The sequence below is a fragment of the Phenylobacterium sp. LjRoot225 genome (assembly GCF_964252855.1).
In the GTDB taxonomy this organism is placed as follows: Bacteria; Pseudomonadota; Alphaproteobacteria; order Caulobacterales; family Caulobacteraceae; genus Phenylobacterium.
On sequence record NZ_CAXUPL020000002.1, the window covers coordinates 809,891 to 823,295 of the forward strand.

A 13,405-nucleotide genomic window follows, 5' to 3' on the forward strand; every position below is an offset into this window, starting at 1 on the left:
TTGCGTCTGTTCACCTTCGGCTACGGCTTCTCCGCCCAGGCGCTCGCCCGGCGCCTGCGCGCCAAGGGCTGGGAGATCGCGGCGAGCTATCGCCGGCCGGAAGACGCCGACCGGCTGGCGGCCGAGGGCGTCGAGCCGGTGCATGTGGCGGACGCCGCAAAGCTGAGCGCCGTGCTCGCCGACGTCCGCGCCGTGCTGGTCAGCGCCCCGCCGACGGCCGAGGGCTGCCCGGCCCTGGCGGCGCTGGCGCCGGCCATCGCCCGCGCGGGCGCCTTCCCCGACTGGATCGGCTATCTCTCGACCACCGGCGTCTACGGCGACCGGCGGGGCGGTTGGGTGTTCGAGACCGGCCGCCTCGCCGCCCAGTCCGTCGAGGGCGCGCGCCGGGTCAGGGCAGAGCGCGACTGGTGGGAGATGGGCCGCGGGATGGGGCTGACCGTCGCGGCCTTCCGCCTGCCCGGCATCTACGGCCCCGGCCGCTCGACCTTCGACCGGCTGCGCGAAGGCCGCGCGCGGCGGATCACCAGCCCCGGCCATGTCTTCTCGCGCATCCACGTCGACGACCTGGCCGCCGGCCTGGAGGCCTCGATCCTGCGGCCACGCGCCGGCGCGGCCTACAACCTGTGCGACGACCTCCCCTGCCCGAACAGCGAGGTGGTGGCCTACGCCGCCCAACTGCTGGGCCTGCCGGTCCCGCCCGAGATCGCCCTGGCCGACGTGCGCCTGCCGCCCGCGGCGATGCGGTTCTACGCCGAGAGCAAGCGGGTCTCGAACGCCCTCGCCAAGGCCGAGCTCGGCTGGCGGCCGATCTATCCGACCTATCGCGAAGGCCTGCAGGCGGTGCTGGAGGCTGGGGGATAACCCCAGCTGTCATCCCGGTTTCGCGGGAACATCACCACAAAAGCTGTCATCCCGGTTTCGCGAAGCGAAGACCGGGACCCATGAACACGGCGACGCAGGGCGGCCCGCAGCCGCGCCAACGCGAACCTTGCCACGCCGTGTTCATGGGTCCCGGACAGCCGCTGAGCGGCTTCCGGGATAACAGTGGATTATTCGGTGACTTCCGAGACCGCCGCCACCAGGCGCTGCAGATCCTGCGGCCGCGAGAGCCGGTGGTCGCCGTCCTTGATCAGGGTGAAGACCACGTCCTGGCTCTTGATCGCCTGGGCCAGCTCCAGGGCGTGGCGCCAGGGCACGTCCGGGTCCTCGCCGCCCTGGAGAATCCGCACCGGCGCGGCGATCGGCACGGCGGAGTCCAGGATCGACCAGCGCGCGCCGTCTTCCAGCAGGGCGAGCGTGATCGGGTTGGGATCGCCGTATTGCGACGGCTGCAGCCAGACCCCCGCCCGGCGGATCTCCTCAAGAGCGTCAGGCGGAATGCTGAGCGGCATCAGCTTGCTGGTGAAGTCCGGAGCCGGCGCGACCAGAACCAGGGCGGCGATCCGCTCCGGCCGCGCCATCGCCGCCAGGCAGGAGATCCAGCCGCCCATCGAGGAGCCGACCAGCACCAGGGGCCCTTCGGTCAGTTCGTCGAACACCGCCAGCGCATCCTCGCGCCAGCGGGTGATGGTGCCCTGGAGGAAATCGCCCGAAGATTCGCCGTGGCCGAAGTAGTCGAAGCGCAGGTAGCCGCGCCCCTTCGCCGTCGCCCAGTCGGCCAGGGCCTCGGCCTTGGTCCCGCTCATGTCTGAGCGGTAGCCGCCCAGCCAGACCACCGTGGGCGCTGCGCCCGTCACCCGCCGCCAGGCCAGCCGCTCGCCGTCGCCGCCGCCGAGGGGGGGCCGGGCCAGGAATCCGCTCGTCTCGCTCATGCCAGCCTCTTAACGCGCCCGGCCTCGACCGTCAGTCAGCCGCCCTTTACGGGACTTCTTTTGCCGTTAAGCAAGGGATGTGGCGCTTCCCCCCGACTTCACCCTCCTCCAGGTCGTCCCGGAACTCGAGACCGGCGGCGCCGAGCAAAGCGCGCTGGAGATCGCCCGCGCCGTGGTCCGGGCCGGCGGCCGCGCCCTGGTGGCCAGCCGCGGCGGGCGGATGGTGGCCAGGCTCGAGGCCGACGGTGGCGAGCTGGTCGCCATGCCGGCGCATTCGAAGAACCCGCTGGTGATGCTCGGCAGCGCCGCGCGGCTGGTCGAGCTGATCCGCCGCGAGAAGGTGAGCCTGGTCCACGCCCGCTCGCGCGCCCCGGCGTTCCCGGCGCTGTGGGCGGCCCATGCGACCAGGACCCCGTTCGTCGCCACCTACCACGGGATCTACAAGGCCAAGACCGGGCTGAAGCGCTGGTACAACGCCGTAATGACCCGCGGTGACCTGGTGATCGCCAATTCCGACTACACCCGCGCCCACGTCCTGGCCGAGCACCGCCTCGATCCGGCGAAGGTCGTGTCCATCCCCCGCGGCGTGGACCTGGCCCGGTTCGATCCCGACCGCATCGCCCCCGAGCGCGTCGCGGCCCTGGGCGAGGCCTGGGGGATCGCGCCGGACGATGCGCGCACCAAGATCCTGCTGGCCGGCCGGCTGACCCGCATCAAGGGCCACCTGACGATCATCGCCGCCGCGGCCAAGCTGAAAGCGCAGGGACGGGACGACTTCGTCCTCCTCTTCGCCGGCGACGACCAGGGCCGCACCGACTATCGCCAGGAGCTGGTCGCCGCGATCGAGACCGCCGGCCTTCAGGAAGCGATCAGAATTGTCGGCCACTGTGACGACATGCCCGCGGCCTTCCTGCTCTGCGACCTCGCCATCCTGCCGACCACCGTGCCGGAATCCTTCGGCCGCGCGGCGGTCGAGCCCCAGGCCATGGGGCGCACGGTGATCGCCGCGGCCCACGGCGGAACCATGGAGACGGTGGTCGACGGCGAGACCGGCTGGCTGGCCCCGCCGTCCGACGCCGACGCCTGGGCCGCGGCGCTGGCGAAAGCCATCGACGTGGGCCCCGAGGGCCGCGCCCGGATGGGAAGCATCGCCATGGCCCGCGCCCGCCGGCTCTATCGCGTCGAAGCCATGTGCGAAGCCACGCTCAAGGCCTATGAACGGGTTCTGGAGGCCCGCGCCTGATGTCCCGCCGCAAGGTCGAGAAGATCCTGGTCATCAAGCTGTCCGCCCTGGGCGACTTCGTACTCGCCCTGACGGCGATGAAGCGGATCCGCGAGGCGCACCGCAAGGCGCACATCACCTTGCTCACCACCCCGCCGTTCGAGGCCCTGGCGAAGATCTGCCCCTACTTCAATGCGGTCGAGACCGACGGCCGGCCGGAGAACTTCGGCCAGTGGATGGCGCTGCGCTCGCGGATCCGCCACGCCGGCTACGACCGGGTCTACGATCTGCAGACCTCGGCCCACTCCAACCGCCTCTTCCAGACGCTCCGGCCCAAGCCGCCGGCCTGGTCGGGGATCGCCTTCGGCTGCTCCCTGCCGCACAAGAATCCGCTGCGCAATTCGATGCACACCCTGGAGCGCCAGGCCGACCAGCTGATGTACGCCGGCATCTGGCCGGACGCCCCGACCGAGCCCGGGACGGCGCCCTCGCCCGACCTCTCCTGGATCTGGAAGAACCAGCCGGCCGAGCGCCCGGTGGCCGGCGGGGTCAAGCCCAGGCCCTATGTGATGTTCGTGCCCGGCGGCTCGGCGCACCGGCCGGAGAAACGCTGGCCGGTGCAGAAGTACGGTGAGCTGGCCCGCATCCTCTACTCCAAGGGCTTCGACATCGTGATCATCGGCGGGCCGCAGGAGACGGAGCTGGCCCACGCCATCCAGCGCGAGGTGCCGCGCGCCCGCGACCTGACCGGCCGCACGGACTTCGCCCGCATCGCCATGTTGGGCGCCCGGGCGGCGCTGGCGGTGGGCAACGACACCGGCCCGCTGCACCTGGCCGCAGCCGCCGGCGCGCCGACCGTGGTGCTGTTCTCCAGCGCCTCGGACCCGGCGCTGTCGGCCCCGCGGGGCAAGGTTGCGGTGCTCCGCGCCGAGCGGCTATCCGACCTGGCGGTCGCAACCGTGGCGCAACGCGGACAATCTTTGATCGGCGCGAAGGCCGGCGCGACTTGATACCGCGTTAACGGTCACGCATATACTGCACAATCGACCGGTCCGCTGCCAGCGCGCCCGGCGTTTGCGTATTATCTACCCGCATACCGACTAGCTTCGTATCAACTACCCAGGAGCCCCGCCTATTCGCCGCCCCATGCAGGCGCCTCCCGTCAAGGACGGGCCGCGCATCAACGATGAAATCCGTGTTCCCCGTGTCCTCCTCATCGACCAGAGCGGTGAGAAACAGGGGGTGATGCCGACCTCCTCCGCGCTCGAAGCCGCTGAAGAAGCCGGTCTCGATCTGGTGGAGATTGTGCCGAACGCGGATCCGCCCGTTTGCAAGATCCTGGACTACGGCAAGTTCAAGTTCCAGGAACAGAAGAAGAAGAACGAGGCGCGCAAGCGGCAGAAGGTGGTGGAGATCAAGGAGATCAAGCTCCGTCCCAACATCGACAAGCACGACTACGAAGTGAAGCAGCGGGCGATGACCCGGTTCTTCGAAGAAGGCGACAAGGTGAAGGTCACCCTGCGCTTCCGCGGCCGTGAGCTGGCTCACCCGGAACTGGGCATGAAGCTGCTGCAGCAGGTGAAGGCCGACTTCGAGGCGACGGCCAAGGTCGAGTACGAGCCGCGCATGGAAGGCCGCCAGATGATCATGATCCTGGCCCCGCGCTAAGCGCGCCGATCCGCTGATCGATCGCGAGCGGCCGCCTCCGGGCGGCCGTTTTCGTTTGAGGCCTCCACTTAACCTCCCCCGCCGGAGCCGGCGGGAGGCAGGTTGCATTCCCCCTGCCTTTGGCGTATCAGCCACGCCCTTCGGGAACCGCCTGGCCGACAAGGCATGCCATGGCGGTTCGTAAACACGCCAAGAGGACGGGGCTTTATCGCTCCGACGTGAAATGCCGAAACTGAAGACGAAGTCGGGCGTGAAGAAGCGCTTCAAGATGACGGCGTCGGGCAAGCTGAAGGCCGGCGTCGCCGGCAAGCGCCACCGCCTGATCAGCCACAACGCCAAATACATCCGTCAGAACCGCGGCACGAAGGTGATGAGCGAGGCCGACGCCAAGATCATCAAAGTCTTCCTGCCCTACGGCCTCTAAGAAGGATCCTGACAGATGGCACGCGTTAAACGGGGCGTAACCGCCCACGCCAAGCACAAGAAGGTCCTCGAGCAAGCCAAGGGCTTCTACGGGCGCCGCAAGAACACCATCCGCACCGCCAAGGCGGCCGTGGACAAGGCCGGCCAGTATTCCTACCGCGACCGCAAGGTCCGCAAGCGCAGCTTCCGCTCGCTGTGGATCCAGCGGATCAACGCCGCGGCGCGCCTGGAAGGCTACACCTATTCGCAGTTCATCTTCGGCCTGAACAAGGCCGGCATCGAGATGGACCGCAAGGTTCTGGCCGACATCGCCGGCAACGACCCGGTGGGCTTTAAGGCCATCGCCGACAAGGTTCGCGCCGCGCTGGCCTAAGGATCGGGATCACTCCCATCTTCGAAAGCCCTCCGGTGTGAGCCGGAGGGCTTTTTCGTACCCGAGAGCCCCCTCCACCCCTTCGGGGCCCCCCTCCCCCAGAGGGGGAGGAGAACGAAGCTGCAGCGTCACCTCTCCTCCCCCATCGGGGGAGGGGGACCGCGAAGCGGTGGAGGGGGCCGCCGCGACAATGGCATCTCCAGGTTCCCCTCTCCCCCATCCTGCTCTAGAGCAACCGCCGTCATGACCGACCTTTCCCAACTGGAAGCCGAGATCAGCGGGCGCATCGCCCAGGCCGCCGATCTCGCCGAGCTCGACGCCGTGCGGGTGGCCGCGCTCGGCAAGTCCGGCTCGATCTCCGAGCTGCTCAAGACCCTGGGCGCGATGAGCCCCGACGAGCGCCGCGAGCGCGGGCCGCAGATCAACGGCCTGCGCGACCGCGCGGGCCAGGCGATCGCCGCGCGCAAAGCCGAGCTGGAGGCCGCCGAGCTCGACGCCCGTCTCGCCGCCGAGCGCGTCGACCTCTCCCTGCCCGCCCCGCCCGAGCGCCGCGGCCGGGTGCATCCGACCATGCAGGTCATGGACGAGATGATCGCCATCTTCGCCGCCATGGGCTTCGGCCTGGCGGAAGGCCCGGACATCGAGGACGACTTCCACAACTTCACGGCGCTGAACTTCCCGCCCAAACACCCGGCGCGGGAGATGCACGACACCTTCTGGCTGCCGGAAGACGCGAACGGCGAGCGCAAGCTCTTACGCACCCACACCAGCCCGGTGCAGGTGCGGGTCATGCAGGCCGCCAACGGCAAGCTGCCGTCCTGGATCGCGGCCGGCCAGCAGCCGCCCATCCGGGTGGTCATCCCCGGCCGGGTCTATCGCTCCGACAGCGACGCCACCCACACGCCGATGTTCCACCAGCTGGAAGGCCTGGTCATCGACCGGACCATCCACATGGGCCACCTGAAGTGGACTCTGGCCGAGTTCACCAAGCGGTTCTTCGAGACCGAGGCGGTGGTGACCCGCTTCCGCCCGCACCACTTCCCCTTCACCGAGCCCAGCGCCGAGATGGACGTGCAGTGCGACCGCTCCGGCGGGGCGGTGAAGATCGGCGAGGGCTCCGACTGGCTGGAAATCCTCGGCGGCGGCATGGTGCACCCGAACGTGCTGAGGAACTGCGGCCTCGACCCGGACGAGTGGCAGGGCTTCGCCTTCGGCCTGGGGGTCGATCGCCTGGGGATGCTGAAGTACGGCATGCCGGACCTGCGCGACATGTTCGCCGGCGACCCGCGCTGGCTCGCCCACTACGGCTTCTCGGCCTTCGCCGCGCCGAACCCCGCCACCGGCCTGAGCTGAAGGAGAGAGACCGATGAAATTCACCCTCTCCTGGCTCAAGGAGCATCTTCAGACCGAGGCCACCGTCGATGAGGTGGTGGCCGCCATGACCATGGCCGGCCTCGAGGTCGAGCACGTCGACGACCCTGCGACCAAGCTCGCCGCCTTCTCGGTGGCGAAGATCGTCGAGGCCGTGCAGCACCCGAACGCCGACCGGCTGCGGGTCTGCCAGGTCGACACCAAGGACGGTCGCAAGGAGATCGTCTGCGGCGCGCCCAATGCGCGCGTCGGCCTGACCACCATCTACGCCCCGATCGGCGCCTATGTGCCGGGCCTGGGCGTCACCCTGGAGACCAAGCCGGTGCGCGGCGTGGTCTCCAACGGGATGATGTGTTCGGCCAAGGAGCTGGAGATCGCCGAGGAGTCCGACGGCATCCTCGAGCTCTCGGACGAGTTCGTCGTCGGCGCCAGCGCCGCCGAGGTCTTCGGCCTGGAAGCTGTCATCGATTTCGAAGTGACGCCGAACCGTCCGGACTGGCTGGGCGTGCAGGGCATCGCCCGCGACCTCGCCGCCGCCGGCCTCGGAACCCAGATCCCGCACGGGGGCGTCACGGTCCCGGGCGTCTTCCCCTGCCCGATCGAGATCCGCGTCGACGGCGAGGCCTGCCCGGTGTTCGCCGGCCGGGTGATCCGCGGGGTGAAGAACGGCCCCTCGCCCGAGTGGCTGCAGCGGCGACTGGCCGGCGTCGGCCTTCGCTCCATCAACATGCTGGTGGACATCACCAACCTGCTCACCCACGACCGCGCCCGGCCGCTGCACGTCTATGACGTCGCCAAGCTGTCCGGCCACGTGATCGAGGCCCGCCTCGGCCGCGGACCGGCCGCGGCGCACGCCGCCCACGACCATCCGACCCACGCCGCCCATGCGGACGAGCAGCTGATCGCGCTGGACGGCAAGACCTACGACATCACCTCGGAGATGTGCGTCATCGCCGACGCCGACGGCCAGCGCCCGATCGGCCTGGGCGGCGTGATGGGCGGGGAGTCCACCGGCTGCTCGGACGAGACCGTCGACGTCTTCATCGAGAGCGCCTGGTTCGACCCGATCCGCACCGCCCAGACCGGGCGGCTGACCGGCATCAACTCCGACGCCCAGTACCGCTTCGCCCGCACCGTGGATCCGCAGTCGGTGGTCCCCGGCCTGGAGCTGGCGACCTACCTGATCCTCAAGCTCGGCGGCGGCGAAGCCTCGGAGATCCGCGTGGCCGGCGAGGCGCCCGCCGCGCCCGGCCCGATCACCTTCGACCGGTCCTATGTGAAGAAGCTGTCCGGCCTCGACCTGGCGCCCGCCCGGATCGACGAGATCCTGACCAAGCTCGGCTTCAAGGTCGAAGGCGACCAGGTGACCCCGCCCACCTGGCGGCGCGATATCGAGGGCAAGGCCGACCTCGTCGAGGAGGTCGCCCGCATCGAGGGCTACGCCGCCCTGCCCGCCGAGCCCCTGCCCGAGATCGCCGCCCCGTCCGGCGGCGTGCTGACCGTGCGCCAGGGCCGGGTGCGCACCGCCCGCCGCGCGCTCGCGGCCCGCGGCTTCGCCGAAGCCGTCACCTGGAGCTTCCTGCGTCAGGACTGGGCCGAGGCCTTCGGCGGCGGCCAGCCCGAGCTCAGGCTGGCCAATCCGATCGCCTCGGACCTGTCGACCATGCGGCCCTCGATCCTGCCGAACCTGGCCGAGGCCGCTGCGCGCAGCGCCCGCAAGGGCTTCCCCGACGCAGCCTTCTTCGAGATCGGCCCGATCTTCCGCGGCGACGCGCCCGGCGACCAGCTGACGACCATCTCAGCCCTTGTCGCGCCGCATCCGCCGCGGCGCTGGGACGGCCAGAAGCCCGACGCCCTGTTCGCCCTGAAGGCCGACCTGACAGCCCTGCTGGACGAGCTGGGCGCGCCCGGCCTGCAGGTCGTCCAGGGCCAGTCCTCGGCCTGGTGGCATCCCGGCCGCTCGGCCCGCCTGCAGCTCGGCCCGAAGACGATCGTCGCCGAGTTCGGCGAGCTGCATCCGCGCGTCCTGAAGATCCTCGACGCGCCAGGTCCGCTCTACGCCTTCGAGCTCAACCTCGACGCCCTGCCGGAGCCGAAGAAGAAGGCCATCAAGACCAGGCCGGCGCTGGAGCTTTCGCCCCTGATGCCGCTGAGCCGGGACTTCGCCTTCGTAGTGGGCGCCGACATCCCGGCCGGCGACCTGGTCCGCCCGATCCTCGGCGCCGACAAGCAGCTGATCGCCGACGCCCGGGCCTTCGACGTCTATCAGGGCCCCGGCGTGCCGGAGGGCTCCAAGTCGGTCGCCGTCGAGGTTGTCGTCCAGCCGCGCGACAAGACCCTCACCGACGCCGAGATCGAAGCCCTGTCGGCCAAGGTCGTGGCGGCGGCGGAAAAGGCGGTCGGGGCCAAGCTGCGGAGTTGAGGTCCGCCGAGCCTGCGCGGCGATGACCGAGGTCGCCGTCTGGCGGTCCCACCTGGCCGCCCACACCTCAACCCGCAGCTGCGACCGCTGCGACATGTGCTGCACGACGCTTGCGGTGCGCGAGCTCGACAAGCCGCCGTGGACGCCGTGCGCCCACCTGGCCGGCGGCGGAGGCGGCTGCCGCGTCTGGGGCGAGCACCCGACCTCCTGCCAGAGCTTCGCCTGCCTCTGGCGCGGCTCCGACGCCCTGCTGCCGCCGGACCTGTTCCCCGCCGACTGCGGCTTCCTACTGGCGCTCGATCCGGCGCAGGCCTGGCCCACCGTGGTCAAGGTCTGCGTCGACGCGAGACGGCCGGACGCCTGGGATACGCCGCGCATCCGCGAGATCTTCGCCCGGCTGGCGGCGGCCTGGAACTGTCCGGTCGCGGTGATCGGCGAAGCCGTCGGCGCCACCCACGTCTTCGCGCCCATGGGCGGCGTCTATAGCCGGGCGGAGCGGCCGGAGGTCTTCCCGCACGACGGGGCCGGCTTGCAGCTTGCGCTCGATGACTGGGGGCCGGACCGCCGCCCGCCGGCGCAGCGCATCGGCGATGTGGGCTTCGACTGGCGGGAGCCTTAGGAGCCCTCTCCCCACCCCGTGGGGAGAGGGCCTCGCCTCAACCGACGTCACAGACCTGCGATTGCACGCCACGGCCAAGCCCCTAGATAGGGGGCATGGACGACACCAACGCCGCCCGACCCCACAAGCCCAAGCCTGCCGCCGAACGCATCCTGGAGCTCTGGCTGTTCCGCTCGCGCTGGCTGATGGCGCCCTTCTACGTGGGCCTGGTGGTCGCGCTGGCGGCCCTGCTTTACGTCTTCGCCATGGAGGCCTGGCACGAGTTCAGCCACCTGGGCGGCATGAGCCCGGAACAGGCCATCCTGATGGTGCTGTCGCTGATCGACTTGTCTTTGGCCGGCAACCTGCTGCTGATCGTCATCTTCTCGGGCTACGAGAACTTCGTCTCGAAGATCGACACCGGCGACGACGAGGACCGGCCGGAGTGGATGGGCTCGGTCGACTTCTCCGGCCTGAAGATGAAGCTGATCGCCTCCATCGTGGCGATCAGCGCCATCGCCCTGCTGCGGGCCTTCATGCGCCTGACCGAAGGCGAGGCGATCGCCGACCGCACCCTGGCCTGGCTGGTCGGCCTGCACCTGACCTTCGTCGTCTCCGGCGTGCTGATGGCGCTGATGGACTGGCTGGGCGGCCGGTCGAAACACTGAGCTCCCCTACCGCCTATTCGCCGTCATGGCCCGGCTTGTCCTAAGGCCCCGGCTTCCCCGCACTTCCACCGTCATTCCCGGCCTTGTGCCGGGAACCCATGCGCACGGAGAGACGAAGACCGTCCTTCGCCTTCGACGTTCATGGATGGCCGGGACGGGGCCCGGCCATGACGGAAGGACGGGGGGTGAGCGTCGCTCAGAACGGCAGGACGTTGCGCTGACGCGAATAGGCCAGGTAGCCCATGTTGGCGCCGAGCCTCAGGCCCACGCCGGCGCGGATCGGGGCAAGGGTGATTCCGTTGGCCGCCTGGTAGTTCACGCCCAGGCCGCCGATGAAATAGGCCGTCCCCTCGACGCCCGGGAAGCGCTGGTAGATCGCATCGGCGACCTGCAGATTGTAGCAGAGGGTGAAGACGCGGCTGGCGTTGCCGCCCACGTCCCAGCCCACCGAAGGCCCCTGCCAGTACACTTCGACCGGCGGACGGTCCTTCATGTAGAGCAGGCCGCGGCCATAGCGCAGGCCCACCCCGAAAGCCCCGGAGCCCTCTTCGCCGGCGATATAGGCGGTCGGCCGGCCGTTCTGGGCGAACAGCTTCTCGACCACGGCGCCGGCGGTCTCGGCGCCGACGCCCATGAAGTCGGAGACCGAGTTGACGATTTCGTCGCGCGAATAGGTTTCGGTCGGCGCATTGGCCGGATAGCTCGGCGACGAGGTGATCGAGGGCGAGGGCGTTGGCGGCCCCGCTCCAGGCGGCCCGGCCTCGGGCGGCGGCGGGGGCGACGCCGGCGGCAGCTGGGTCTGGGCCTGGGCCAGACCCGCAGCTCCGAGACTCATCAGCCCGGAAACAATAAGCGTGCGACGGTCCATGGCTCTTCCTGCCTTTTGCATATCAAGTCCCCGCCCGGCGCAGTGATCGCTCCCCCGAGATTAACGGGCGCTTAACCGTGTTCGCCGCGACAGGCGGTCGCGCGTCTCGCGAATGGCTCGGAATGTGCTAGACGCACGCGCCATGACGACGCCGCTCAGCCACATCCGCAACTTCTCCATCGTCGCGCACATCGACCACGGCAAGTCGACGCTGTCCGATCGCCTGATCCAGGAGACCGGCGCGCTGACCCAGCGCGAGATGACCGAGCAGGTGCTCGACAACATGGACATCGAGCGCGAGCGCGGGATCACCATCAAGGCCCAGACCGTGCGGCTGAACTACAAGGCCGACGACGGCGAGACCTATGTCCTGAATCTGATGGATACGCCCGGCCACGTCGACTTCGCCTACGAGGTCTCGCGGTCGCTGGCGGCCTGCGAAGGCTCGATCCTGGTGGTCGACGCCTCGCAAGGCGTGGAGGCCCAGACGCTGGCCAACGTCTACCAGGCGATCGACAACAACCACGAGATCGTGCCGGTCCTCAACAAGATCGACCTGCCGGCCGCCGAGCCCGAACGGGTGCGCCAGCAGATCGAAGACGTCATCGGCATCGACGCCTCCGACGCCATCCTCACCTCCGCCAAGACCGGCGCCGGCATCCACGAGCTGCTGGAGGCGGTCGTCACCCGCCTTCCGCCGCCCAAGGGCGACGCCGCGGCGCCGCTGAAGGCCCTGCTGGTCGACGCCTGGTACGACGCCTACCTGGGCGTGGTCGTGCTGGTGCGGGTGATCGACGGCACGCTGAAGTCCGGCCAGCGCGTGAAGATGATGCAGCAGGGCTCGACGCACCTGATCGACCGGGTCGGCGTCTTCAACCCCAAGCGCACCGAGGTCGAAAGCCTCGGCCCGGGCGAGATCGGCTTCATCACCGCCCAGATCAAGGAAGTGGCCCACGCCGCCGTCGGCGACACCATCACCGACGAGAAGAAGCCGGCGAGCGAGGCCCTGCCCGGCTTCCGCGACGTGCAGCCGGTGGTGTTCTGCGGCCTGTTCCCGGTGGATGCCGCCGACTTCGAGGATCTCCGGGCGGCCATCGGCCGCCTGCGCCTGAACGACGCCTCCTTCACCTACGAGATGGAGACCAGCGCCGCGCTCGGCTTCGGCTTCCGCTGCGGCTTCCTGGGGTTGCTGCACCTGGAGATCATCCAGGAGCGCCTCAGCCGCGAGTTCGACCTCGACCTGATCGCGACGGCGCCCAGCGTGATCTACAAGATCGGCATGCAGGACGGCTCGGAGATCGAGCTGCACAACCCCGCCGACCTGCCCGACCCGGTGAAGATCGTCTCCATCGCCGAGCCCTGGATCAAGGCCACCATCCTGACGCCCGACGAATACCTGGGCTCGGTGATCAAGCTCTGCCAGGACCGCCGCGGCTCGCAGCGCGAGCTCAGCTACGTGGGCTCCCGCGCCCTGGTGGTCTACGACCTGCCGCTCAACGAGGTGGTGTTCGACTTCTACGACCGCTTGAAGTCGATCTCGAAGGGCTACGCCTCGTTCGACTACCAGATCGAGGACTACAGGGTCGGCAACCTGGTGAAGATGTCGATCCTGGTGAACAGCGAGCCGGTCGACGCGCTGTCCATGCTGGTCCACGCCGAGCGCGCCGAGGCCCGCGGCCGCGGCATGGTCGAAAAGATGAAGGACCTCATCAACCCGCACATGTTCCAGATCCCGATCCAGGCAGCGATCGGGGGACGCATTATCGCACGGGAAACGGTGCGGGCGCTGCGCAAGGACGTGACGGCCAAGTGCTACGGCGGCGACGCCAGCCGCAAGCGCAAACTGCTCGACAAGCAAAAGGCCGGCAAGAAGCGCATGCGCCAGTTCGGCAAGGTCGAGATCCCGCAGGAAGCCTTCATCGCCGCCCTGAAGATGGACGCGGACTGAGCCAAACAGATGCTCCCCTTGAAGGGGTAGGAT

13 protein-coding genes are annotated in these 13,405 nt (G+C 69.4%); 11 read left to right on the top strand and 2 right to left on the bottom strand.

Annotated features, from left to right (window positions below; all coding sequences use genetic code 11):
- Window positions 1-861 carry an SDR family oxidoreductase gene (locus tag ACSQ2B_RS14080; RefSeq protein WP_436050718.1) on the top strand — a complete coding sequence of 287 codons (861 nt, stop codon included), beginning with the start codon at window positions 1-3 and terminating at the stop codon, window positions 859-861.
- Between the two features lie 188 nt (window positions 862-1,049).
- On the opposite strand, the gene ACSQ2B_RS14085 is transcribed toward ACSQ2B_RS14080, so the two are convergent.
- Window positions 1,050-1,811 (bottom strand): alpha/beta hydrolase, encoded by a 762-nt coding sequence (locus ACSQ2B_RS14085; protein WP_436050719.1) that lies wholly within the window; start codon window positions 1,809-1,811, stop codon window positions 1,050-1,052.
- A gap of 79 nt (window positions 1,812-1,890) precedes the next feature.
- Between ACSQ2B_RS14085 and ACSQ2B_RS14090 the strand changes: the two genes are divergently transcribed.
- From ACSQ2B_RS14090 to ACSQ2B_RS14130, 9 genes are all read left to right on the top strand, one after another.
- Window positions 1,891-3,054, top strand: coding sequence for a glycosyltransferase family 4 protein (locus ACSQ2B_RS14090; RefSeq protein WP_436050721.1), 1,164 nt, complete (start codon window positions 1,891-1,893; stop codon window positions 3,052-3,054).
- Window positions 3,054-4,043, top strand: a complete 990-nt coding sequence (locus tag ACSQ2B_RS14095; protein ID WP_436050722.1) for a glycosyltransferase family 9 protein — start codon at window positions 3,054-3,056, stop codon at window positions 4,041-4,043. The genes ACSQ2B_RS14090 and ACSQ2B_RS14095 overlap by 1 nt, the downstream gene beginning before the upstream one ends.
- Window positions 4,044-4,179: 136 nt before the next feature.
- Window positions 4,180-4,701, top strand: a complete 522-nt coding sequence (gene infC / locus ACSQ2B_RS14100) for a translation initiation factor IF-3 (protein ID WP_436050723.1) — start codon at window positions 4,180-4,182, stop codon at window positions 4,699-4,701.
- Between the two features lie 223 nt (window positions 4,702-4,924).
- Window positions 4,925-5,125: a 50S ribosomal protein L35 gene (gene rpmI, locus ACSQ2B_RS14105; RefSeq protein ID WP_436050724.1), complete on the top strand. Its 201-nt coding sequence runs from the start codon at window positions 4,925-4,927 to the stop codon at window positions 5,123-5,125.
- Between the two features lie 15 nt (window positions 5,126-5,140).
- Window positions 5,141-5,497, top strand: coding sequence for a 50S ribosomal protein L20 (gene rplT / locus ACSQ2B_RS14110; protein ID WP_436050725.1), 357 nt, complete (start codon window positions 5,141-5,143; stop codon window positions 5,495-5,497).
- Window positions 5,498-5,740: 243 nt separating this feature from the next.
- Window positions 5,741-6,850, top strand: coding sequence for a phenylalanine--tRNA ligase subunit alpha (gene pheS / locus ACSQ2B_RS14115; RefSeq protein ID WP_436050726.1), 1,110 nt, complete (start codon window positions 5,741-5,743; stop codon window positions 6,848-6,850).
- Between the two features lie 13 nt (window positions 6,851-6,863).
- Window positions 6,864-9,290: a phenylalanine--tRNA ligase subunit beta gene (gene pheT, locus ACSQ2B_RS14120; RefSeq protein ID WP_436050728.1), complete on the top strand. Its 2,427-nt coding sequence runs from the start codon at window positions 6,864-6,866 to the stop codon at window positions 9,288-9,290.
- A 22-nt stretch (window positions 9,291-9,312) separates the two neighbouring features.
- Window positions 9,313-9,909, top strand: coding sequence for a hypothetical protein (locus ACSQ2B_RS14125; RefSeq protein ID WP_436050730.1), 597 nt, complete (start codon window positions 9,313-9,315; stop codon window positions 9,907-9,909).
- A gap of 95 nt (window positions 9,910-10,004) precedes the next feature.
- Complete coding sequence (locus ACSQ2B_RS14130; RefSeq protein ID WP_436050731.1) at window positions 10,005-10,556, top strand: TIGR00645 family protein; 552 nt, start codon at window positions 10,005-10,007, stop codon at window positions 10,554-10,556.
- Between the two features lie 196 nt (window positions 10,557-10,752).
- On the opposite strand, the gene ACSQ2B_RS14135 is transcribed toward ACSQ2B_RS14130, so the two are convergent.
- A complete protein-coding gene (locus ACSQ2B_RS14135; protein WP_436050732.1) occupies window positions 10,753-11,424 on the bottom strand; it encodes a DUF1134 domain-containing protein in 672 nt (223 codons plus the stop codon).
- 142 nt (window positions 11,425-11,566) lie between these two features.
- Here ACSQ2B_RS14135 and lepA point away from each other — a divergent pair, with 142 nt between their 5' ends.
- Window positions 11,567-13,372, top strand: a complete 1,806-nt coding sequence (gene lepA, locus ACSQ2B_RS14140) for a translation elongation factor 4 (RefSeq protein ID WP_436050733.1) — start codon at window positions 11,567-11,569, stop codon at window positions 13,370-13,372.
- Window positions 13,373-13,405 lie beyond the last annotated feature (33 nt).